The sequence below is a fragment of the Microbispora catharanthi genome (assembly GCF_006334915.2).
Taxonomy (GTDB): Bacteria; Actinomycetota; Actinomycetes; order Streptosporangiales; family Streptosporangiaceae; genus Microbispora; species Microbispora catharanthi.
In genome coordinates this window covers 205,590-227,098 of the sequence record NZ_VDMA02000009.1, presented here as the reverse complement: position 1 = coordinate 227,098, position 21,509 = coordinate 205,590, and the positions used below count along the sequence as shown (strand labels likewise).

The following is a 21,509-nucleotide window of genomic DNA, read 5'->3' as shown; positions in this document are numbered from 1 at the left end:
CGGTCCCGGCTCCCCCTGCCTATGGTGCGTGCGGCGCTTCCATCGGCGCCGAATCCCCCCACCCGAGGTACAGAATGAGAACACGTTTCATCGCCGCGGGCGCGGCCCTCCTCGTCCTCCTGATGTCAGTGGTCGCGACGACCCAGACCGCGCAGGCCGCCACCGGACTCCATGTCAGCGGCACGAAGGTGCTCGAAGCCAACGGAAACCAGTTCATCATGCGGGGCACCAGCCACGCCCACACCTGGTATCCGAGCCAGACGAGCTCGTTCGCGAACATCAAGTCCCTGAGCGCGAACACCGTCCGCGTCGTGCTGAGCGGCGGCCGCTGGACGGCCAACTCGGCGAGCGACGTCGCCAACGTCATCTCCCTGTGCAAGCAGAACCGGTTAATCTGCGTGCTCGAGAACCACGACACCACCGGCTACGGCGAGCAGAGCGGCGCGTACACGCTCGACCAGGCGGTCGACTACTGGGTCGGCCTCAAGAGCGTGCTGACCGGCCAGGAGAACTACGTCGTCATCAACATCGGCAACGAGCCGTACGGCAACAACAACCCGTCCGCCTGGACCAGCGCGACCAAGAGCGCGATCAGCAGGATGCGGGCGGCCGGCTTCCAGCACCTGCTGATGGTCGACGCGCCGAACTGGGGCCAGGACTGGCAGTTCGTCATGCGCGACAACGCCGCATCGGTCTTCGACAGCGACCCCCAGAAGAACACCGTCTTCTCGATCCACATGTACGGCGTCTTCGACACGGCGGCCGAGGTCACCGGCTACCTCCAGGCGTTCCAGACCGCCGGCCTGCCGCTGGTGATCGGCGAGTTCGGCAACATGCACTCGGACGGCGACCCCGACGAGGACACGATCATGTCGCAGGCTCAGTCGCGGGGCGTCGGCTACCTCGGCTGGTCGTGGAGCGGCAACGGCGGCGGCGTCGAATACCTGGACCAGGTCACGAACTTCAACGTCAACCAGCTCACCTCCTGGGGCCAGCGGCTCTTCAACGGCGCCAACGGCGTCAAGCCGACCGCCAAGGAGGCGACGATCTACAGCGGCCAGCCGCCGGTGAGCCCGTCGGCCAGCCCGTCCGCCTCCCCCAGCCCGTCCGCGTCCCCCAGCGCCTCGCCGAGCGCGTCCCCGAGCCCGAGCCCCAGCCCGTCCCCGAGCGGCGGCGCCAAGGGCTGCTCGGCGACGTACAAGGTCGCCAACCAGTGGGGCGGCGGCTTCCAGGGCGAGGTGACCGTCAAGGCCGGCTCCAGCGCCGTCTCCGGCTGGACCGTGACCTGGACGTACGACAACGGCCAGACGATCACCCAGGCGTGGAACGCCACGGTGACGTCGAGCGGATCGTCGATCACCGCCAAGAACGTGAGCTACAACGGCGGCCTCGGCGCCGGAGCGTCCACCTCGTTCGGGTTCCTCGGCTCCTGGAACGGCACCAACGCGGTGCCGGCGGTGAGCTGCACCGCGAGCTGAGACGCCTCACCCATATGGCCGGGCGCGCTCCCCGCGCCCGGCCTCCGCCTGTCACCGCCTGTCACCGCCTGTCACCGCGCGGCCCGGGCGGGGCGTGCCGGGGGGATCAGTTGAGCAGGGGGTCGTCGGGGAAGGTGGCGACCAGTGCGAGGTCCCCCTTCTGCCTGCGCAGCACGGTGCGCCACAGCGTGGCCGGGTTCGGGTGGAAGGTGTCCCCCGGCTCGGAGTCCACGACGTACCAGGCGCCCTCCTGGAGCTCGTTCTCGAGCTGTCCCCCGGTCCAGCCCGCGTAGCCCGCGAAGATCCGCATCTGGGAGATCTCCCCCGCCAGGATCTCCGGGGGCGCGTCGAGGTCCACCGTGCCGAGGCGCGAGACCGCCGCCCTGCCCTGCAGCCGGCGCCAGCCCAGCGGCTCCTCGCCGCTGAGCACGACGGCGAGCGCGAGCGCGCTGTCCGTCTGCACCGGGCCCCCCTCGAACAGCACCGGAGGACCCGTGACCAGGGCGTCCCAGGATGGTAAGACCTGGGTCACGGCGATCTCGCTGGGCCGGTTGAGCACCACACCCAAAGTGCCGCCGTCCTCGTCGTGCTCCAGGACGAGCACCACGCTACGCCGGAAGTTGGGGTCGTCGAGCAGTGGCGTCGCTACAAGCAACCCGCCGACGTAGATCGCCTCCGCCATACATCCCATCATGAGGGAGGATTGCGGATTCGTGTACGCCGACCCCGGTTTGCCGCGTCATATTACTTATCGTGACGACGACGTCACCGATCGGGTGCCGATCATGCCTCGGTGAAGCCGCGCGCCTTGCCCCCGGCCGACTCTCGTACGGCCGCCGCCACCGCGTTGGCCACGTCGGGGTGGAAGACGCTGGGAATGATGTAGTTGGGACCGAGCTCCTCGCTCGTCACGACCGCGGCCAGCGCGCGGGCCGCCGCGAGGAGCATCTCCGGCGTGACGCCGTCCGCCTGGGCGTCGAGCAGGCCGCGGAACACGCCCGGGAACGCCAGCACGTTGTTGATCTGGTTGGGGTAGTCCGACCGGCCCGTGGCCACGACCGCCGCGTGCTCGCGGGCGTCGTCAGGGGAGACCTCCGGCTCGGGGTTGGCCAGCGCGAACACCACCGCGTCCTTCGCCATGGCGGCGACGTCGTCCCCGGTCAGGATCCCCGGCGCGGAGACGCCGATGAAGACGTCGGCGCCCTTGACCGCGCCGCGCAGGTCGCCGCCGTACCCCTCGCTGTTGGTGTGCTCGGCGATCCACCGCAGCGAGTCGTCGAGGTCGTCGCGGCCGAGGTGCACCGCCCCGCGGTAGTCGCAGACGACGACGTTCCTCGCCCCGGCCGCCATCAGCAGGCGCAGGACGGCGGTGCCGGCCGCGCCGGCGCCGGCCATCGCGATCCGCACCTCGGAAAGCTCCTTGCCGACGACCTTCAGCGCGTTGGTCAGCGCGGCGAGCACGCAGATGGCGGTGCCGTGCTGGTCGTCGTGGAAGACCGGGATGTCGAGCAGCTCACGCAGCCGGCGCTCCACCTCGAAGCAGCGCGGCGCCGAGATGTCCTCCAGGTTGATGCCGCCGAAGCCCGGCGCGATGGCCCGCACGGTCGCGACGATCTCGTCCACGTCCTGCGTGTCGAGGCAGATGGGCCAGGCGTCGATGCCGGCGAACCGCTTGAACAGGGCGGCCTTGCCCTCCATCACCGGCAGTGCCGCGGCGGGGCCGATGTTGCCGAGGCCGAGGACGGCCGAGCCGTCGGTGACGACGGCGACCGAGTTCCGCTTGATCGTGAGGCGCCGGGCGTCCTCGGGGTTGCGCGCGATCGCCAGGCTGACCCGCGCCACCCCCGGGGTGTACGCCATCGACAGCTCGTCGCGGTTACGTAGGGGGACCTTCGACTGCATCTCGATCTTGCCGCCGAGGTGCATGAGGAAGGTCCGGTCGGAGACCTTGTGGATCGCGACACCCTCGACCGCGCCGAGGCTGTCCACGATCGCCTGCACGTGGTCGGCGTCCTTGGCCGCGCACGTCACGTCGATGCGGAGCTTCTCGTGACCGGCGTTGGTCACGTCGAGGGCGGTCACCACGCCGCCCGCGTTCTCCACCGCGTGGGTGAGCAGGCTGACCGCCTTGCCCCCTGCGGGCACCTCGAGGCGCACGGTGATCGAGTAGGACACGCTGGGCACGGTGGCCACGTCTATCCGCTCCTTTGCGGTGATGCCTGGCCGTGCTCTCCCGGCTGCTCCAGTGGGGCGCGGCCTCCGCGTGGCGGCCACGCTCGCGCATCCGGCTGGACGGCTCATGGGTGCTATCCATCGTGCCATCCCCGGCGGGGTGTTTCAGCCCGTGCCCGTGCTGTTCCGCCACGCGCCGTGCCCGGCCCGCGCGCCGCCGTGCCCCAGGGGCCGGGCGGGCACGGGCGGGCGCGGGCGGGAACCGGTCAGAAAAGCGCGCTGGCCAGCGCCCTGCGCGCCCGCGTCACGGACGGGTCGTCTGCGGGCAGCGCGTCGAACAGCCCCAGCAGGTGGACGCGCGCCTTGTCCCTGTCGGCGCCCCGGGTGCGCCGCACGAGCGCGACGAGCCGGTCGAACGCCTCGTCCACCTGGCCGTTCACCATCTCCAGGTCGGCGGCCTGCGTCTGCACGTCCACGTCGTCGGTGTTCGCGGCGGCCCGGCGCAGCACGTCGGCCGGATCGAGGTCCTGCGTGCGCCGCAGCAGCCCGACCCCCGCGAGGCCGATCTTCGCGCCCTCGTCCGACGGCGACCTCGCCAGCAGGCGCTCGTACGCCGCGGCCGCGGCGTCCAGGTCGCCCTTCTCCACGGCCTGCTCGGCCGCCAGGAGCTCGGGGTCGAGCGGCGGCTCGGCGGGCTGGTCCTCGCCCGGCGCGGCCGGCTCCATGCCGAGCTGCTCGAACACCTGCGCCAACGCCTGCCGGAGCTGCGACTCCGGCAACGGGCCCTCGAACAGGGGCATGAGCTGCCCCTGGAAGGCCAGATAGACGGTGGGCACGGTGCGCATCCGCAGCGCCTGGGCGAGCTGCGGGTCGGCCTCCACGTCCACCCTCGCCAGCACCCACGCGCCCGCCGCCTCCGCGGCCAGCTTCTCCATAACGCCGCTGAACTGCCGGACCTGCTCGGCCCTGGTCACCGTCGCCTCGACGATCACGGGAACGCTCAGGGAGCGCTCCACCACGTCGGCGTTGAAGGTGGCCGAGGTCACCTCGATGACGTCCGCCGGGGCGGCTCCGGACGGCCCGGCGGCCTCACGCCGCGCCTGGGCCTCGAGTGCCTGCTTGCGCGCGCCGAGGTCCACGGCGCCGTAGAGCGATCCAGGTCGAGAGAACTCCGCTGCCATACCCCCAATCCTGCCGTACCCGCCCGCGTGATCCGTGCGATCCCCGCCGCCTTCCTCCGGCGATCGAGGCGGACCGGCGCCCGCCGTAGGGTGAACGACGCACAAAACGCCATATGGAGGGAGCAGGACATGGCAGTGGAACGCATCGGCCCGCCGACTGTCGCCGGTGAGCGCGAGATGCTGCGGGCGTTCCTCGACTACCACCGGGCCACGCTCGCGCTGAAGTGCGACGGCCTGACGGACGAGGAGCTGCGCCGCAGGTCCATGCCCCCGTCGACGCTCACGCTGCTCGGCCTGGTCAGGCACATGGCCGAGGTCGAGCGCGCGTGGTTCCGCCGCGTGATCGGCAAGGAGGACGTGCCGCTCGTCTGGTCGGAGGAGGGCGACTACCAGGCGGCGTACGACCCGAGCGGGTCCACCGGCGCGGAGGCGTTCGCCGCCTGGCAGGCGGAGGTCGAGCACTCCCGCAGGATCGAGCGCGCGGCGGAGTCGCTCGACGTCACCGCCTACCAGTCCCGGTGGGATGAGGAGGTCTCGCTGCGGCTGGTGATGCTGCACATGATCCACGAGTACGCCCGGCACAACGGCCACGCCGACTTCCTGCGCGAGGGCGTCGACGGGACCGTGGGCGTCTGAGACCGACCGTCCCCGCCCTTCAGCCGACCGGGCCCTGGACGGTCCTGCGCTCGGTCCGGAAGATCAGCGTCGTCTCCAGATGGACGATCTCCGGGCGGACCAGGATGCGCTCGAGGACCAGTCGGTGCAGGTGATCGGCGTCGGGCACCGCGACGTGCACAAGGAAGTCCTGCGGGCCGGCCACGTGGAACAGCGCGATCGTCTCGGGGAGCCCGAGCACGAACGCCCGCAGCGGGTCCACCAGCTGGCTCGTGTGGGGCCGCACGCGCAGCGCCAGCAGGGCCTCCAGCGGCCGTCCGAGCGCCTGGGTGTCGACCTCCGCGCGGAAGGCCGTGATCAGGCCGCGCCGGCGCAGCGACCGCACGCGTTCGAGAGCGGTGGAGGGGGCGACGCCGACCTGCTCGGCGAGATCCTTGTTGGGCAGCCGCGCGTCCTTCTGCAGCAGCTCCAGGATCTTCCTGTCGGTCGAATCCAGTTCGGCGCTCACGCCTTCTTCCCCTCGTCGATTCGGCGTCTATGGCGGATGGTCATCCGCAACGACCATCATCGCGGTATGACGCCGAATCACGCCTGGGACATCGACGACTTCGTCCACGCCGCGGAGGCGACCGTGCAGGGCCTCGCCGCGTACGTCCGGGAGAGCCAGGACGGGGCGGCGCCGGTGATCCGCCGCAGGCCGCCCGGGGAACTGGCCGGGCGGCTCGGGCTCGCCGGCTGGATCCGGGAGGGCGGCATGACCCCGGAGAGCTACCGGGAGTGGCTCGACACCTATCTCGCGGAGAGCACGCGGCTGCATCATCCGGCCTACCTCGCCCACCAGACGGCCGCGCCCGACTTCCCCGCCGCGCTGGCCGACTTCGTCCATGGCGCGATCAACAACCCCATGGCGATCTACGAGATGGGCGCCGCGGCGGCGACCGTCGAGTTCGAGGTGCTGCGCTGGATGCTCGGCAAGGTCGGCTTCCCCGAGGGCGGCGGCGTGCTCACCCACGGCGGGTCGCTGGCCAACCTGACCGCGCTGCTCGCCGCGCGGGCCGCCGCCGCGCCGGACGCGTGGACCGAGGGCGTGCCCGGCGATCTCGCCGTCCTCGCGCCGCCGTCGGCGCACTACTCGATCACCCGGGCGGCGGCGATCCTCGGTCTCGGCGAGCGCGCGGTCGTGCCGCTCGACGTGGACGACCTGGGCAGGATCGACGCGGCCCGGCTGGCCGAGGGGCTCGACCGGGCGCGGCGGGCCGGCCGCCGGCCGATGGCCCTGGTCGCGGCCGCCTGCGCCACCGGCACCGGCCTGTACGACGACCTGCGGCCCATCGGCGAGTTCTGCGCCGAGCACGGCCTGTGGTTCCACGTGGACGGCGCGCACGGCGCGTCGGCGCTGCTCAGCGACGAGCACCGCCACCTGCTCGACGGCGTCGAGCTGGCCGATTCCGTCATCTGGGACGCGCACAAGATGCTGCGCACCTCGGGCCTCGTGGCGGCCGTGCTCGTCCGGCGCGAGGGCGACCTGGACGCCGCGTTCCGGCAGCGGGCCAGCTACCTGTTCTACGGCGACCAGGGGTTCGACCTGATCGGCAGGACCGTGGAGTGCACCAAGGCCGCGCTCGGGCTGAAGGTCTTCCTCAACCTGGCCTGGCGGGGTGAGCGCGGCCTCGGCGAGCACGTGGCGCGGCGGTACGCCACCGCGCGCCGTTTCTGGGAACTGGCCCGCGAACGGCCCGGCTTCCACTGCCCGTACGAGCCGGAGAGCAACATCGTCTGCTTCCGGTACGGCGACGGGGACCAGGCCGCCATTCGCGAGACCCTGCTGGAGGAGGGCTCCTTCCATCTGACCTCGGCCGAGCTCGGGGGCGTCCGCCACCTGCGGGTGACGGTCATGGCCCCGGCCACCGACGACAAGACCCTCGAAGCCCTCCTCGACCGCGTCTCCGCCCTGTCCTGACTCTGGAAACCGCCCTGGCCGGACTTTAGAAAGCGGCGGGCTCGGAGTAGGTGCCCCACTCCTCGCGCAGGACGTCGCAGATCTCGCCCAGCGTGGCCTCGGCCCGTACGGCCTCCAGCATGGGCGGGATCATGTTGTCGTCGCCCTTGGACGCGGCCCGCAGGGCGGCCAGCGCCGCGTCGACGGCCCCCTGGTCCCGCGCGGCGCGCCGCTCGGCCAGCACCCTGCGCTGCTCGACCTCGACCTCGTGGCTGATCCGCAGGATCTCCAGCGGCTGCTCCACGGTCGAGGTGTGGCAGTTCACGCCGACGATCCGCTTGTCGCCCTTCTCCAGCTTGCGCTGGTAGTCGAAGGCCGACTCGGCGATCTCCGACATGAACCAGCCGTCCTCGATGCCCCGCAGGATGCCGGCGGTCATCGTGCCGTCGCCGCCCATCTCCCGGATCCTCGCGAAGGTCCTCTCCGCCTCGGCCTCCAGCCGGTCGGTCAGCGCCTCGACGTACCAGGAGCCGCCCAGCGGGTCGACGACGTTGACGACCTCCGTCTCCTCCATGATCACCTGCTGGGTGCGCAGCGCGATCTCGGCGGCCTTCTCCGACGGCAGCGCGAGCACCTCGTCCAGCGCGTTGGTGTGCAGCGAGTTGGTGCCGCCCAGCACGGCCGCCAGCGCCTCGATCGCGGTGCGGACGACGTTGTTGTCCGGCTGCTGCGCGGTCAGCGACACCCCCGCCGTCTGGGTGTGGAAGCGCAGCCACTGCGCCTTCTCCGTGCGCGCGCCGTACACGTCGCGCATCCAGCGGGCCCAGATGCGCCGCGCGGCGCGGAACTTCGCGATCTCCTCGAAGAAGTCGATGTGCGCGTCGAAGAAGAACGACAGGCCCGGCGCGAACACGTCCACGTCGAGCCCGCGCGACAGGCCCAGCTCGACGTAGCCGAAGCCGTCGGCGAGCGTGAAGGCCAGCTCCTGCGCGGCCGTGGCCCCCGCCTCGCGGATGTGGTAGCCCGACACAGACAGCGGCTTGTACGCGGGGATCTCGGCGGCGCAGAACTCCATCAGGTCGCCGATCAGCCGCAGGTGCGGCTCGGGTGCGAACAGCCACTCCTTCTGCGCGATGTACTCCTTGAAGATGTCCGTCTGGAGCGTGCCGTTGAGCTTCCCCACCGGCACGCCCTGCCGCTCGGCCGCGACCACGTACATGCAGAAGATCGGCACGGCGGGCCCGCTGATCGTCATCGACGTGGTGACCTCGCCGAGCGGGATGCCGTCGAACAGCAGGTCCATGTCGAGGGCCGAGTCGATCGCCACGCCGCAGTGGCCCACCTCGCCGAGCGAGCGGGGGTCGTCGGAGTCGCGGCCCATCAGCGTCGGCATGTCGAACGCCACCGACAGGCCGCCGCCCCCGGCGCCGAGGATCATCTTGTAGCGCTCGTTGGTCTGCCTGGCGTTGCCGAACCCGGCGAACTGCCTGATGGTCCAGGGACGGCCGCGGTAGCCGGTGGCGTACAGGCCGCGGGTGAAGGGGAACTCGCCCGGCCAGCCGATGCGCTCGAACCTGGGGTCCTCCCCGGGCGGCCCGTAGACGGGGTCCACCTCCAGCCCCGACAGGGTCCGGAACTCGCGGTCCCGTTTGAAGGCGGCGTCGTACCGCGCCTGCCAGCGGGCCCTGCCCGCCTCCGTCGCCTCGGCGCTCGTCGCATCCGGCTTCATGTACCCCTCCCCGGGTCTCACTCTCCGAGAAAATACTAGGACGTCCTAATAAATTCGGCCACCACCGCTCCCCCGGCCGACCGGCCGCCTCCCCGCACTCATGTCACACGTTGGTCGCGAATTGTCACGGACCTTTGACAGAGCGAGGAAATCTTCAACCATGGTCAGCGCCCTCGAAGTCCACACGGAGGTGGATGTGAAGCGCTTGACAGTCGTCGCCGCGACCGCGGCGATGGTGGCGGCAACCCTCGTCACACCCGCGCAGGCCGAACCAGCGGCCGCCGGGTCGGCGGCCCAGACCGAATACGTGGTCCTGTACAAGGAAGGCGCGGCCGCCGCGGACGCCCAGAAGGCGATCGAAGCGGCGGGCGGCAGCGTGATCAAGGTGAACACCGAGGTCGGACTGGCCACGGTCAGCACCACCAATGCCGACTTCGCGGCCGCCCTGCAGGGTGCCGCGGCCATCGAAGGTGTCACCCGCAACCGAGTGATCGGCAGCGTGCCGGACGACGCGAAGGCGTCCGCCGCAGCACGGAAGGCCGTTGCGAAGGCGGCCAAGAGCAAGGCCGTGGAGAAGGAGGGCCGGGGCGGCGCCACGGGCCCCAAGTGGGGCCGCGACGTCAAGGACGAGCCGCTCGCCGGCCTGCAGTGGGACATGCGTCAGATCCACGCGGACCAGGCCCACAGGTTCGAGCAGGGGGACAAGGGCGTCCTCGTCGGCATCCTCGACACCGGCGTCGACGGCTCGCACCCCGACATCGCGCCCAACTTCGACCGCGGGCTGAGCCGCAACTTCACGGTCGACGTGCCCGCGGACGCCAACGGCGACAACATCGACGGGAAGTGCGAGGACGACCCCGACGGGTCCTGCACCGACCCGAACGACGTGGACGAGGACGGCCACGGCACCCACGTCGCCTCGTCGATCGCCTCACCCATCAACAAGCTGGGCATCTCGGGCGTCGCACCCAAGGTGACGATCGTGAACCTGCGGGCCGGCCAGGACTCGGGCTACTTCTTCCTCCAGCCGACCGTCGACGCCCTCACGTACGCGGGCGACATCGGCGTCGACGTGGTCAACATGAGCTACTACATCGACCCGTGGCTGTTCAACTGCGCCGACAACCCGGCCGACAGCCCCGAGGAGCAGGCGCAGCAGCGGCTCTACATCGCCGCCACCCAGCGGGCGATCGACTACGCGCACGCGCACGGTGTGACGCTCGTCAGCGCGGCCGGCAACGAGGCGATCGACTACACCAAGACCAACGTCGACGCGGTCAGCCCCGACTATGCCGGCTTCCCGGGCCAGGCGGTCAGGACCCGGACCGTCCCCGCGTCCTGCGTCTCGCTGCCGGCCGAGGCCGAGCACGTGATCTCGGTGTCCTCCACCGGCATCAGCAAGCGGAAGGCCTACTACTCCAGCTACGGCAACGGCTACATCGACGTGGCCTCGCCCGGCGGCGACGTCTACGACACCCCCGGCGACACGAGGGACATCACCAAGGCGACGCTCTCGGCCTATCCCAAGGCGCTCGCCGTCGCCAACGGCGAGATCGACGAGAACGGCGACCCGACGGTGCCGTATGTGGTGAAGGACTGCAAGGGCTCGGCCTGCGCCTACTACCAGTACCTGCAGGGCACCTCGATGGCCTCACCGCGCGCGGCCGGCGTCGCGGCGCTGATCGTCAGCCGGTACGGCAAGCACGACCGCGCCCACGGCGGCCTGACGCTGGACCCCGACAAGGTGGAGGCGATCCTCAAGGGCACGGCCACCAGGACGGCCTGCCCGAACCCGCCCGCCTACACCTACACCCGCCACCTGCCGGACGGCACCACGGCGACCGCCACGCACACCTGTGAGGGCGCCGCCGACAACAACGGCTTCTACGGCAGGGGCATCGTCGACGCCCTGCGCGCCGTCGGCCACTGATACACGCTCGCCGGTGGCGCACCCCGTGTGATAGTGCGCCACCGGCCCACCCGGGCGGCGCGGATCACGAACCGCCGAGACAGGCGAGGACCGCGCCGCGCTGGAGGAGAATTCGGCCGCGCCCGAACTGCCGGCCCTCGTCCGGGGCTCGTTCGGGATGCCGGCGCAGGGCCGCGTCAGGAGCTGAAGTCGCCCGCGGCGACGCGCAGGGTCCTGAGCAGGCCGAACATCTCGTCCAGCTCGGCGTCGTCGTACATGCCCAGGCAGAAACCCGCGTTCATCAGGTCGGCCGTGGCCCGCCGCACGATGTCGCGGCCCTCGTCGGTGATCTCGGCGAGCACACCGCGGCCGTCCCGCGGGTTGCGCATGCGGCGGACCAGGCCGGCCCGTTCGAGGCGGTCCACGGTGTTGGTCACACTCGTCGGGTGCACCATCAGCCGCTCGCCGATCTTCGACAGCGGCAGCGAACCGGCCCGGCTGAACGTGAGCAGCACGAGCGCCTCATACCTGGCGAAGGTCAGGTCGTACGGCTTGAGCAGCGTGTCCAGTTGCGCCAGCAGGATCTGATGGGCTCTCATGATCGAAGTGACGGCGGCCATGGCGGACGACGGCCCGAACGTCGAACGCCAGGTCTCGGCAGCCCGCTCGATCGGGTCGAACGGGAGCTTGAGCGGCCGGGGGCCACCCGTGGGCGGTGGCTCTGAGCTGGGCGGAACGGACACAGCGATATACGGTAGCGCGACGCCCGCCAAGATCGACCGGCGCACCGAGCGTAACCGGATTCATTCCTTGACCCCAGAACTCCCCCCGTACGGGTCACGCTCCGTTATGGTTGCCACGTCGAAAGGTGAGGCGGCGGCAAACCCGGCGGCACGGGGAACCCCGTCTGCTAGAGGACGTCTCGCGGACGGGGGTCCGCGGGGGACGCGTCCGACAGCGGGCGAGGCGAGGCCGACCGGCGAACCAGCGCCACGGGGAACGGCGTGGGTTCGCGCACCGCTCACACAGACACGGGGGAGATTCTCAATGGACAGCATCGCTGTCCCGGCGCCGCATGCGCGCCGGACTTCGGCGGCGTGGCCGGGGGCCGCGCCCCGCTGTGGGTGAGCATAGGGGCGGTTCACGCGGTGAGCTGAGACACGGCGCGCTGGTCGCGGCGACCGTGCTGTTCGTGCTCGCGCTCGTCGCCGCGTGGAGCGTCCTCATTCCCGGTTTCATGGACTGGGACGACATAGTGGCGGCCGTCATCGGCTCGCTGCGCCTGACGGGGCCGCTCGGAGCCGCGTTCGCGGCCTGGGTCGCGCTCCGCAGGCGCCGCGCGGAAAAGGGCCGTGTCCTGACGCCGTGGCGGGCCGCCAGGGCGCCGCTGTCGATCATCGCGGTCGTCACCGGCTCCTTCGGGGCCACCGTGCTGCTGCTCGGGCTGCGCGCCGCGCTGACCGGGCAGGGCGGGCCGCTGCTGCCCGGCGGTCTCGCGATGTCCGTCGCCGGGCTGGGGCTGTACGTCGTGGTCGGCTGGATCCTCGGCTGGCTCGTGCCGGTCGTCGTCGTCCCGCTGATCGCGGGAGCCGGCACGTTCGGGCTGTTCACCTGGCTGGCCACCGGGCCCAACTGGGGCGACCGGCTCGCGCCCGCCACCGGGGAGCCGTACGACCTGCTCTCCGGCGTCAGCGAGACCGCCTACGCGGACCAGACGCTGTGGCTGCTGGGTCTCAGCACCGCGCTGCTCCTCGGATGGGTGGCCCTGGTGACCCGGCGGACGCTGGCGCTGGCCGCCGCGGTGATCGCCGTGCTGGCCGCCGGGACCGGCGCGGCCCGGCTCGTCACCGTGCCGCGGACGATGACGGTGAGCGAACGCCTCGTCTGCCAGGAATGGCCGATCAGCGTCTGCGTGCATCCGGCGCTGCGCGGGGGCCTGGCCGAGCTCGCCAGCGTGTTCACCAGGCTCGCGATAAAGCTGGACGGCACGCCGGCCGCCTTCAAGAGGGTCGAGCAACGGGCACACGGCGAGGAGGACCCGGCGGGGCGAGGAGTGGTCGTCGTCCACATCGACGACCTCGGGTCCGGGTACGCCCAGCGGGCGGCCACCGAGTTCCTCGACCGCCTGGCCCGCCCCTGCCCGGGAACCGTGGCCGCGGGCTACCGGGCCATCGTCGTCGCCTGGCTGCGGGATGTCTCGCTGCCCGGCGGACCGTTGCGCGAGCACCGCGAGGCGGCCATCTGGTTCTCCGAACTGAGCGACGGCCAGCGCCGCGACTGGCTGCGCATGTTCTACTCCGACTTCGTCTCCTGCGGCCTGCAGGCCAAGCACTTCGGCGGCGGCACCCGGCCCGCCGACCCCGTCGCGTCGGGTTATCCGGTGAACCCCACTCCCGCGTACGCGCCGGGCTATCCGGTCGAGCCGTCTCCTCCGGGTGCGGTCGTCGCCACCGGCATGCCGACCGGCCCCGACCCCGGCTGGGAGCAAGGCACGGACCCGCGCGGCGAGACCGGTCCGGGATGGACCGGCCCGAGTCCGGCCGCCCCGGCATGGCCGTCTCCCGCCGCGAGCGCCGCCGGCCAGGATCCGGCGGGTCAGGGCCCGATGGGTCAGGGGCCGATGGGTCAGGGGCCGACGGGCCGCCCGGGTTACCCGGGTCCGTGGGACACGCCGAACGGCGAAGGCGCCCGGAGAGGCGACCCCTGGGCCCCCGGCCCGGGACGGTCGCCGCACCCCTGGCGGCCCGGAAGGACCGGCAGGCCCGGTGACGCCGCATCCCCGGACCGGCCCGGAACACGGGAAAGGCCCGGTGCGCCCGGAACACAGGAAAGGCCCGGAACACAGGAAAGGCCCGGTGCGCGCGGCGCGCAGGAACGGCCCGGCGGCGTCGGCGCGAGCCCCTCACCTGTCCAGGACCACCGGCCCGGCCGTCCGCGGTCCGGCGGCACGGTTCCCGGCCGGAACGGGCACGACGGGCGCCCCGGACACACCGCCCGCCCCGGGGGACGTGACGGCGGTCGAGTCGTCGATCGTGACGGCGACCGTGACGGCGACCGGGCCGGTGGTCGCACGGACCCCGCCCGGCCTGCCACGGACGACGCCGACGCCCGCGACGCGAGCCCCCAGGACGACCCCGGCGTGGCGGGCGTACCCGGCACGCTTCTGGCCCCCGCCGCATAGTCCGCGCCCCGCGCCGGGGCGTGAGCGTGGCGGCGGAGGCCGTCCGGCCATCGGTCCGGACGAAAGACTGGTTTGGGAGGACCGAAGCATGGCCTGTAGACAGAACTGATCTTGTCGAACGTGAGATCGCGGGAATACCGGGAAGATTCTCCCCGTGGACCGTCAGACTCGTCCCTCGTTCGCGCCGGCCGACGCCGGCGCCGCCACCGACGCCACGGCGAGCGCCGGGGCCCCCGCACCCCGCTCCCGGCGCGGCTGGCGGGTGCTCGCCGGCCTGCTGTTCGTGATCCTGCTGCTCGTGGTCGGCGCCCGGTTGACCTGGTCCTGGCTCAACCCGCTCGGCGAGCAGACCATCGACCGCAGCGGCCCCGCGCTGCTCCGGTCGGTGCAGAACCTGAGCCGCTTCGAGGCCGCGACCGGCGACTTCCAGGTCATCGTCGACCTGGAGAAGGACGCGAAGTTCCTCCCAGACGCGATCAAGGGCTCCCGCACGCTCTTCGTGGGCGCCGGCACCGTGGACGCCTACGTGGACTTCTCCACGCTGCCCAAGGACGCCTTCACCGTCTCCCCCGACCGCACGGCGGTGACGGTGCGGCTGCCGCACGCAGAGCTGGAAAAGCCCAACCTCGACAACAAGCGGTCGTACGTGTTCGCGCAGGAGCGGGGCATCTTCGACCGGATCTCCGACTTCCTGTCGTCCTCGCCGCAGAACCAGCAGGAGCTCTACGTGCTGGCCGAAAGCAAGATCGCCGACGCGGCCACCGCCAGTGACCTGCGCTCCCGGGCCGACCAGAACGCCAAGGCCATGATGGAGGGCATGCTGAAGTCCCTCGGCTTCACGACGATCAAGGTCAAGTACAACGGCGAGCCCTGACCCGTCGGCCGCCGCGATGCGAGAGCCGTACGGGCCGGGGCTCGGCCCGGCACCTCGGCCCGGCACCTCAGCCCGAATACTTCAGCCCGAATACTTCAGCGCAGTGCGGCGATGAGGTCGTCGGCGGCGGCGTAGGGGTCGGTCTCCGCGGCGAGCAGCCGCTCGGCGAGCGCGTCGAGGCGGTCACCGTGGAGCACGGCGAAGCGCGACCGTAGCTGGGCCAGCGCGATGGCCTCGATCTCGTCCCGGGCCCTGGCCAGCCGCCGCCTGCGGGCCTCGCCGGACTCCTCCAGGTATGCCTGGTGCTTGTCCAGCGCGGCCAGCAGGTCGTCCGCGCCCTCGCCCTTGGAGGCGACGGTCGTGACGATCGGAGGGCGCCACGGCGTCTCGACGAGGCCCGTCATGTTCCGCAGCTCCCGCACGGTCGTCTGAACGCCATCGCGGTCGGCCTTGTTCACCACCAGCACGTCGGCGACCTCGAGGATGCCCGCCTTGGCGGCCTGCACGCCGTCGCCCATGCCCGGCGCGAGGATGACGACGGTCGTGTCGGCCAGGCGGGCGATCTCCACCTCGGCCTGCCCGACGCCGACCGTCTCGACGAGGATCACGTCGCACCCGGCGGCCTCCAGCACGCGCAGCGCCTGCGGCGTGGCCCACGCGAGCCCGCCCAGGTGCCCCCGGCTCGACATGCTGCGGATGAAGACGCCGGGGTCGGTCGCGTGGTCCTGCATGCGGACGCGGTCGCCGAGCAGGGCGCCGCCGGTGAAGGGGCTGGACGGGTCGACCGCCAGCACCCCCACCGTGCTGCCGCGCCTGCGGAACGCCCGGATGAGCATGCCGGTCGAGGTCGACTTGCCGACGCCGGGAGAGCCGGTCAGGCCGATGACCCTGGCGGGGTGCGGCCGGGCGGCCCCGGTGGCGAGCTCGGCCATCGCCTCGCGCAGCGTACGGCTCGCCGCCGCGGGCGCCGCCGGGTCTCCCCCGGCGGAACCGGCGGCCTGCGCGGCGTTCGCGGCGTTCTCGGCGTGTTCGACGGCGTTCTCCACCAGCGAGATCAGTCGCGCCACGGCGCGCGGCCGTCCCTGTCGCGCCTGACCGACAAGCTCACGGACGTCCACCTGCGGCTCCGATCAGGCGCCGGGCGCGGGAACCCGGATGATCAGCGCGTCGCCCTGGCCGCCACCGCCGCACAGGCCGGCCGCGCCGAGGCCGCCGCCGCGCCTCTTCAGCTCGTGGGCCAGCGTCAGCACGATCCGGGCGCCGGACGCGCCGATGGGGTGGCCGAGCGCGATGCCGCCGCCGTTGACGTTGACCTTGTCGAGCGGGACGCCGAGCTCCTTCGCCGACTGCAGCACGACCTGGGCGAACGCCTCGTTGATCTCCAGCAGGTCGAGGTCGTCGACGGTCAGCCCCTGCTTGGCCAGCGCCTGCGTGATGGCGTTGGCGGGCTGGGACTGCAGCGAGTTGTCCGGTCCGGCCACGTTGCCGTGCGCGCCGATCTCGGCCAGCCATTCGAGGCCCAGCTCCTCGGCCTTGGCCTTCGACATGACGACCACGGCGACGGCGCCGTCGGAGATCTGCGAGGCCGATCCGGCCGTGATGGTGCCGTCCTTGGTGAACGCCGGGCGCAGCTTCGCCAGGGCCTCGGCCGTGGTGTCCTTGCGGATGCCCTCGTCGGCGGAGAACAGCACCGGGTCACCCTTGCGCTGCGGCAGCGGCACCGGGACGATCTCGTCGTCGAACAGGCCCTTCTCGGTGGCCTCGGCGGCGCGCTGGTGCGACCGCGCCGAGAACTCGTCCTGCTCCTCCCGGGTCAGGCCGAGCCTGGCGTTGTGGCGCTCGGTGGACTCCCCCATCGCGATCTGGTCGAACGCGTCGGTGAGGCCGTCGTAGGCCATCGCGTCCAGGATCCCGGCGCTGCCGTACTTCACGCCCTTGCGCAGACCCGGCAGCAGGTGCGGCGCGTTGGTCATCGACTCCATGCCGCCCGCGACGACGATGTCGAACTCGCCCGCGCGGATGAGCTGGTCGGCCAGCGCGATCGCGTCGAGGCCCGACAGGCAGACCTTGTTGATGGTGAGGGAGGGCACGGTCATGGGGATGCCGGCCTTCACCGCCGCCTGGCGCGAGGGAATCTGACCCGCCCCGGCCTGGAGCACCTGCCCCATGATCACGTACTGGACCTGGTCCGGGGAGACGCCCGCCCGCTCCAGCGCCGCTTTGATCGCGATCCCGCCCAGCTCGACGGCGGACAGGTCGGAGAGCGAGCCGAGGAGCCGTCCGATCGGTGTACGTGCTCCGGCGACGATGACGGAACCAGACATTGAGACCCTCCACTACGAGATCGGGGCGACGGTGTCACCATACCCAGGAGTAGTAAGGCCGCCCGGAAGCGGGCGGCGGGACGGGAACGGCGAGGGGAGACGGCGATGCTGCTGCGAATCGACCACGTGGGCGTGGCCTGCCACAACCTGGAAGAGAAAATCGAGTTCTACGAGTCTGTCTTCGGCCTGACCGTCGTCAGCCGGGAGGTGAACGAGGAGCAGGGCGTCCGCGAGGCCATGCTGCACGTGGCCGACGGCGACCAGGGCGCGTCGTATGTCCAGCTCCTCGAACCGCTGCACCCCGACACCGCCGTGGGCAGGTTCCTCGCCAAGCGGGGCGAGGGCGTGCATCATATCGGGTACGGCGTGGCGGACGTCACCAAGGCCCTGGAGGAGATCGGGGCGAAGGGCGTGCGCCTGATCGACGAGCGGCCCAGGCATGGGTCGATGGGAGCCTCGATCGCGTTCCTGCATCCGAAGGACGTGGGAGGGGTTCTCACCGAGCTCGTCGAGACGTCCAGGCGCTAGGCAAACGCAAGAAACGTTCATTCGTAACAAGTCGCGCAGAAAGTCGGAGGGGACCTCCAAGGCGGCAGTACCGGAGTACGCTGGCGTACCACCGGACGTGGACGCCAGACCGGCTTCCTCGCCTCGGAACCGACCCCCCGTCCGGCCCCTGTAGCCGTCTCGACAACCAGGATCGAGCCTCATGCAGTCCGACATCGACGCCCAGCTCAACAACTTCTTCGAGGACGCCCCATCTCGCGAATTCGACGTGGTGCTCCGGGGTTATGACCGGCACCAGGTCCACGACCACCTGAAGACCCTCGACACCGAACTGCGTCAGGCCAAGGAACAGGTCAGCGCCCTCCAGCGGGAGCTGACCGACTCGCAGCGCCAGTTGCAGGAGCAGGAGCGGCCGACCTACTCGGGTCTCGGCGCCCGCATCGAGCAGTTGCTCAGGCTGGCGGAGGAGCAGGCCACCGAGCTCGTCCAGGCGGCCAGGTCGGAGGCGAACGAGATCCGCGCCGCCGCCAAGGTGGACGCCGCCGACCTGCGGGCGGCAGCGGAGAACGAGGCGGCGGAGAAGCGGGCGCTGGCGGCGCGCGAGGCCGAGGAGATGCGCAGCACCGCCGAGCGCGACGCGGAGGAGATCCGGTCGACGGCCAGGCGTGAGTCCGACGAGCTGACCGCCACCACCGAGCGCGAGGTCGCCAAGATCCGCGCCACCGCCGACCACGAGGTCGCGGAGAAGCGGGCGGACGCCGAGCGCGAGATCGCCAAGCTGCGCACCACGACCGAGCGCGAGGTGGCCCAGCTGCGGGCCTCGACCAAGCGCGAGCGCGACGAGGTGCTCACCACGGCCAAGCGTCAGGCGGACGAGATGCGGGCCCAGGCGCAGCGGATCCTGGAGGAGTCGGAGGCCAAGCGCGCCCAGGACGAGGCGGAGTTCGAGATCCAGCTCGCCGCCCGCCGCGAGGAGGCCGAGCGTCAGGAGGCCGAGCGGCACGCCACCGCCCAGGCCAACACCCAGAAGCTGGTCGCCGAGGCCGAGCAGCGCGCCGCCACCGCCGAGCAGCGGGCCGCCAAGGCCACGCAGCAGGCCGAGCAGACCCGCCGCGAGGCCGACACCCACGCCAAGCAGCTGCTGGCCAACGCCCGCAAGAACGCCGACCAGCTCGTGGCCGACGCCAAGACCAGCGCCGACACGATCGTGACCGAGGCGAAGACCGAGGCCGAGCGCACCCGTACGGCGATGCAGCGCCAGGTGGACGAGCTCACCCGCCAGCGCGACAGCATCACCAGCCACCTCGCCCAGCTCCGTCAGCTGCTCGGCGGCGCCCCGCTGCCGGGCATGGACCCGGAGCCGGCGCCCGTCACCGCGGCCCCGCCGAAGCCGGCCCTGTCGGCTCCGCCGGTCGTGGAGAAGCCAGCCGTGCCCGCCACGCCGTCCGTCGAGCCGATCAGCTCCACCAAGAGCGACGACGACGCGGAGTGGTGGCAGGAGTAGTCACTGGCGCATTCGGGGAGTCTGACGGCTGAACGAACGGGGCCCGGCACCGCCGGGCCCCGTTGTCGTGTCCGCGCTCCCGCTTCCCGGCTCAGTCGAGTCCGTCGACGGACTTGACGAACTCCGCGACGACGCGGTTGAACGCCTCTGGCTGCTCGATGGCGGACAGGTGGCCCGCCTTCTCGATGACGGCGAGCCGTGCCTGCGGGATGGCCTCCACCATCGCCTGGGCGTCCGGGAGCGGCGACAGCTCGTCCTCGTCGCCGACAACGACCAGCGCCGGAACGGTCAGGGACTCCAACGTGCCGAACGCGTCGGGCCGCGCGGCCATCGCCCGCTGGGCCCACGCGACGGCCGCGGGTGGCGCCGCCTGGACGAGCCCGCGTACGCGCCCGAGAACCATCCCCCTGCGCTCCCTGGTGGTCGCGCCGAGCATCGGGGGCAGCGACTCGGTCACGAGGATGCCCGTGCCGCTCTCCAGGACCGCGGCGGCGATCCGCTCTCTGTTCGCCCGGGCCGGCTCGGGGTCGGCCTGGGCCTTGGTGTCGGCGAGGACGAGGCCGCGTACGCGGTCCGGGTGGCGGCGGCACAGCGCCATCGCCACGTAGCCGCCCATGGACAGGCCGCCGACCACGGCACGGTCGACGCCCTCCTGGTCGAGCAGGTGCACCACGTCGTCGGCCATGAGGTCGATCGAGGGCTCGTCGTCACCGAGCATCGTTCCGCCGAAGCCGCGCAGGTCCGGGGTGATCACCCGGCAGACGGGCGCGAGACCCTCGCGCTGGGCGAGCCACATCGCGGAGGACAGGGGGAACGCGTGGAGCAGGACGACTGGCAGGCCGCTCCCGGCGGATCGCGAGTAGAGCTGCATCAGGTCACGGTAACGCGCCGCGCGCCCGCCGCCGCCGTTCGTCACCGATTCGCGACCCCAGCCGGCCCGCCCGCCACGCTCAGACCGTGGTCGGCAGCGGCGCGGCGGCCGGGTTCACGCGCTTGACGATCTCGTTCAGCACGATCCGCACGTACGGCTCGCCGACCCACAGGTGCTTGGCCCCCTCCACCCCGACGACCTCCGCCTGCGGCGCCGCCGCGAACCGGCGTGCGGCCTCCTCCGGCCGCAGGTAGTCGTCGTGCTCCGGCACCAGGGCCACCAGAGGGCGGCCGAACTCTCCCCAGGCGACGAGGTCCTTCTCGCCGGCCCGCTTCAGCGGCGGCGACAGCAGGATCGCGCCCCGCACGATCGGGTCGCGGCCCCACTTCAGCGCCAGCTCGGTGCCGAACGACCAGCCGATCAGCCAGGGGTTCGGCAGGTCGTGGAAGTCGGCGTACTCCAGGGCGGCGGCGACGTCCCACCGCTCCCCCTCGCCGCCGTCGAAGGACCCCTGCGAGGTGCCCCGGTCGGAGGTCGTGCCCCGGGTGTTGAAGCGCAGCACGGCGATGTCGGCGAGTGCGGGCAGCCGGTAGGACGCCTTGCGCAGCACGTGGCTGTCCATCATCCCGCCGTGGGTGGGCAGAGGATGCAGGCAGACCAGCGTCGCCACCGGCGGCCGGCTCTCCGGCGACGCCACCTCGCCGACGAGAGTGAGCCCGTCGGCCGTCTGCAGCTCGATGTCCTCGCGCCGGGCAGGCAGCACCGTGGACGCCCTGATGTCCATTCCCACTCCGAAAGCTCGTGTCAGTAACGGCTGCGGCCCGGACCTCGGTTGGCCCGGTTGCGCCAGCACGTGGTGTGCCAGTGCCGCCGCTCGTCCTCTCCCCCGGACCAGGCCGGCCAACTCACCACGTGCGGCAGCCCGGGCCTGATCTCCTGCTCGCACCCCGGGCACCGGTAGGCCTTGCCCTGGGCGGCGCCGGAGACGTTGCGGACGACCCACTCGCCGTCGTGCGCGCTCTCCACGCGGTCCACCCCGGCCACCTGCGGGCCCACCGGCCGTACGGCATGGCCGTCCTGGCGTTCGAACGGGCCGCGGCGGCGGGCACGGCGGGGACTCACGGCGGGCATCCTTCCGGGGGGTTCATGTCAGGCAGAACGGGAGATGACGGCCCATTCTTCCAGCACCGGCTCGGCCGGCGTACGCGCGGATGCCCCGGACGCG

The 21,509-nt window shown here is 71.9% G+C and carries 19 protein-coding genes; 8 read left to right on the top strand and 11 right to left on the bottom strand.

Translation table 11 applies throughout. The features are described 5' to 3' along the window. Positions 1–74 precede the first annotated feature (74 nt). Positions 75–1,478: a cellulase family glycosylhydrolase gene (locus FH610_RS19295; RefSeq protein ID WP_139575902.1), complete on the top strand. Its 1,404-nt coding sequence runs from the start codon at positions 75–77 to the stop codon at positions 1,476–1,478. Between the two features lie 106 nt (positions 1,479–1,584). On the opposite strand, the gene FH610_RS19290 is transcribed toward FH610_RS19295, so the two are convergent. The 3 genes from FH610_RS19290 to FH610_RS19280 form a co-directional block, all read right to left on the bottom strand. Further along, entirely contained in the window at positions 1,585–2,160 is a 576-nt protein-coding gene (locus tag FH610_RS19290; protein ID WP_139575901.1) for a YqgE/AlgH family protein, read from the bottom strand. A 101-nt stretch (positions 2,161–2,261) separates the two neighbouring features. Then, a complete protein-coding gene (locus FH610_RS19285) occupies positions 2,262–3,671 on the bottom strand; it encodes an NAD-dependent malic enzyme (protein ID WP_139575900.1) in 1,410 nt (469 codons plus the stop codon). A 245-nt stretch (positions 3,672–3,916) separates the two neighbouring features. Next, entirely contained in the window at positions 3,917–4,831 is a 915-nt protein-coding gene (locus tag FH610_RS19280) for a tetratricopeptide repeat protein (RefSeq protein ID WP_139575899.1), read from the bottom strand. Positions 4,832–4,960: 129 nt separating this feature from the next. Between FH610_RS19280 and FH610_RS19275 the strand changes: the two genes are divergently transcribed. Beyond that, positions 4,961–5,467 carry a DinB family protein gene (locus FH610_RS19275; protein WP_139575898.1) on the top strand — a complete coding sequence of 169 codons (507 nt, stop codon included), beginning with the start codon at positions 4,961–4,963 and terminating at the stop codon, positions 5,465–5,467. A 19-nt stretch (positions 5,468–5,486) separates the two neighbouring features. Here FH610_RS19275 and FH610_RS19270 read toward each other — a convergent pair whose 3' ends face one another. Further along, on the bottom strand, positions 5,487–5,954 hold the full coding sequence (locus FH610_RS19270) for an Lrp/AsnC family transcriptional regulator (RefSeq protein ID WP_139575897.1): 468 nt from the start codon (positions 5,952–5,954) through the stop codon (positions 5,487–5,489). Between the two features lie 66 nt (positions 5,955–6,020). On the opposite strand from FH610_RS19270, the gene FH610_RS19265 reads away from it, so the two are divergent. Next, the gene (locus FH610_RS19265) at positions 6,021–7,406 is read left to right on the top strand and encodes a pyridoxal phosphate-dependent decarboxylase family protein (protein ID WP_139575896.1); all 1,386 of its coding nucleotides are present in this window, start codon (positions 6,021–6,023) and stop codon (positions 7,404–7,406) included. Positions 7,407–7,431: 25 nt separating this feature from the next. On the opposite strand, the gene FH610_RS19260 is transcribed toward FH610_RS19265, so the two are convergent. Beyond that, positions 7,432–9,114 (bottom strand): coenzyme B12-dependent isobutyryl-CoA mutase large subunit, encoded by a 1,683-nt coding sequence (locus FH610_RS19260; protein ID WP_139575895.1) that lies wholly within the window; start codon positions 9,112–9,114, stop codon positions 7,432–7,434. 196 nt (positions 9,115–9,310) lie between these two features. On the opposite strand from FH610_RS19260, the gene FH610_RS19255 reads away from it, so the two are divergent. Then, a complete protein-coding gene (locus FH610_RS19255) occupies positions 9,311–11,044 on the top strand; it encodes a S8 family peptidase (RefSeq protein ID WP_167538741.1) in 1,734 nt (577 codons plus the stop codon). Between the two features lie 176 nt (positions 11,045–11,220). On the opposite strand, the gene FH610_RS19250 is transcribed toward FH610_RS19255, so the two are convergent. Beyond that, the gene (locus FH610_RS19250) at positions 11,221–11,766 is read right to left on the bottom strand and encodes a MarR family winged helix-turn-helix transcriptional regulator (RefSeq protein WP_139575893.1); all 546 of its coding nucleotides are present in this window, start codon (positions 11,764–11,766) and stop codon (positions 11,221–11,223) included. A 377-nt stretch (positions 11,767–12,143) separates the two neighbouring features. On the opposite strand from FH610_RS19250, the gene FH610_RS19245 reads away from it, so the two are divergent. Next, entirely contained in the window at positions 12,144–14,204 is a 2,061-nt protein-coding gene (locus FH610_RS19245) for a collagen-like domain-containing protein (RefSeq protein WP_139575892.1), read from the top strand. 154 nt (positions 14,205–14,358) lie between these two features. Continuing rightward, entirely contained in the window at positions 14,359–15,078 is a 720-nt protein-coding gene (locus FH610_RS19240) for a DUF4230 domain-containing protein (protein ID WP_205825889.1), read from the top strand. A gap of 95 nt (positions 15,079–15,173) precedes the next feature. Here the strand turns inward: FH610_RS19240 and meaB are convergent, their stop codons facing one another. Both meaB and FH610_RS19230 read right to left on the bottom strand, forming a co-directional pair. After that, on the bottom strand, positions 15,174–16,196 hold the full coding sequence (gene meaB, locus FH610_RS19235) for a methylmalonyl Co-A mutase-associated GTPase MeaB (protein WP_205825888.1): 1,023 nt from the start codon (positions 16,194–16,196) through the stop codon (positions 15,174–15,176). 12 nt (positions 16,197–16,208) lie between these two features. Beyond that, complete coding sequence (locus FH610_RS19230; RefSeq protein ID WP_139575890.1) at positions 16,209–17,402, bottom strand: acetyl-CoA C-acetyltransferase; 1,194 nt, start codon at positions 17,400–17,402, stop codon at positions 16,209–16,211. Between the two features lie 105 nt (positions 17,403–17,507). Between FH610_RS19230 and mce the strand changes: the two genes are divergently transcribed. Together mce and FH610_RS19220 are read left to right on the top strand one after the other, a co-directional pair. Continuing rightward, positions 17,508–17,930, top strand: a complete 423-nt coding sequence (gene mce / locus FH610_RS19225) for a methylmalonyl-CoA epimerase (protein ID WP_139575889.1) — start codon at positions 17,508–17,510, stop codon at positions 17,928–17,930. Positions 17,931–18,111: 181 nt separating this feature from the next. Then, entirely contained in the window at positions 18,112–19,413 is a 1,302-nt protein-coding gene (locus FH610_RS19220; protein WP_139575888.1) for a DivIVA domain-containing protein, read from the top strand. Positions 19,414–19,504: 91 nt separating this feature from the next. On the opposite strand, the gene FH610_RS19215 is transcribed toward FH610_RS19220, so the two are convergent. The 3 genes from FH610_RS19215 to FH610_RS19205 form a co-directional block, all read right to left on the bottom strand. Next, complete coding sequence (locus tag FH610_RS19215; protein WP_139575887.1) at positions 19,505–20,284, bottom strand: alpha/beta fold hydrolase; 780 nt, start codon at positions 20,282–20,284, stop codon at positions 19,505–19,507. Between the two features lie 79 nt (positions 20,285–20,363). Further along, positions 20,364–21,068: an alpha/beta hydrolase gene (locus tag FH610_RS19210; protein WP_139575886.1), complete on the bottom strand. Its 705-nt coding sequence runs from the start codon at positions 21,066–21,068 to the stop codon at positions 20,364–20,366. Positions 21,069–21,088: 20 nt separating this feature from the next. Beyond that, entirely contained in the window at positions 21,089–21,415 is a 327-nt protein-coding gene (locus tag FH610_RS19205; RefSeq protein WP_220505850.1) for an ATP/GTP-binding protein, read from the bottom strand. Positions 21,416–21,509: the final 94 nt, after the last annotated feature.

What these genes read in the sequence shown, in the direction of transcription:
- FH610_RS19295 (WP_139575902.1), top strand. Translation starts at nt 75, where the DNA reads ATGAGAACACGTTTCATCGCCGCGGGCGCGGCCCTCCTCGTCCTCCTG.
- FH610_RS19290 (WP_139575901.1), bottom strand. Translation starts at nt 2,160, where the DNA reads ATGGCGGAGGCGATCTACGTCGGCGGGTTGCTTGTAGCGACGCCACTG.
- FH610_RS19280 (WP_139575899.1), bottom strand. Translation starts at nt 4,831, where the DNA reads ATGGCAGCGGAGTTCTCTCGACCTGGATCGCTCTACGGCGCCGTGGAC.
- FH610_RS19275 (WP_139575898.1), top strand. Translation starts at nt 4,961, where the DNA reads ATGGCAGTGGAACGCATCGGCCCGCCGACTGTCGCCGGTGAGCGCGAG.
- FH610_RS19265 (WP_139575896.1), top strand. Translation starts at nt 6,021, where the DNA reads ATGACGCCGAATCACGCCTGGGACATCGACGACTTCGTCCACGCCGCG.
- FH610_RS19260 (WP_139575895.1), bottom strand. Translation starts at nt 9,114, where the DNA reads ATGAAGCCGGATGCGACGAGCGCCGAGGCGACGGAGGCGGGCAGGGCC.
- FH610_RS19230 (WP_139575890.1), bottom strand. Translation starts at nt 17,402, where the DNA reads ATGTCTGGTTCCGTCATCGTCGCCGGAGCACGTACACCGATCGGACGG.
- mce (WP_139575889.1), top strand. Translation starts at nt 17,508, where the DNA reads ATGCTGCTGCGAATCGACCACGTGGGCGTGGCCTGCCACAACCTGGAA.
- FH610_RS19220 (WP_139575888.1), top strand. Translation starts at nt 18,112, where the DNA reads ATGCAGTCCGACATCGACGCCCAGCTCAACAACTTCTTCGAGGACGCC.
- FH610_RS19215 (WP_139575887.1), bottom strand. Translation starts at nt 20,284, where the DNA reads ATGCAGCTCTACTCGCGATCCGCCGGGAGCGGCCTGCCAGTCGTCCTG.
- FH610_RS19210 (WP_139575886.1), bottom strand. Translation starts at nt 21,068, where the DNA reads ATGGACATCAGGGCGTCCACGGTGCTGCCTGCCCGGCGCGAGGACATC.
- FH610_RS19205 (WP_220505850.1), bottom strand. Translation starts at nt 21,415, where the DNA reads ATGCCCGCCGTGAGTCCCCGCCGTGCCCGCCGCCGCGGCCCGTTCGAA.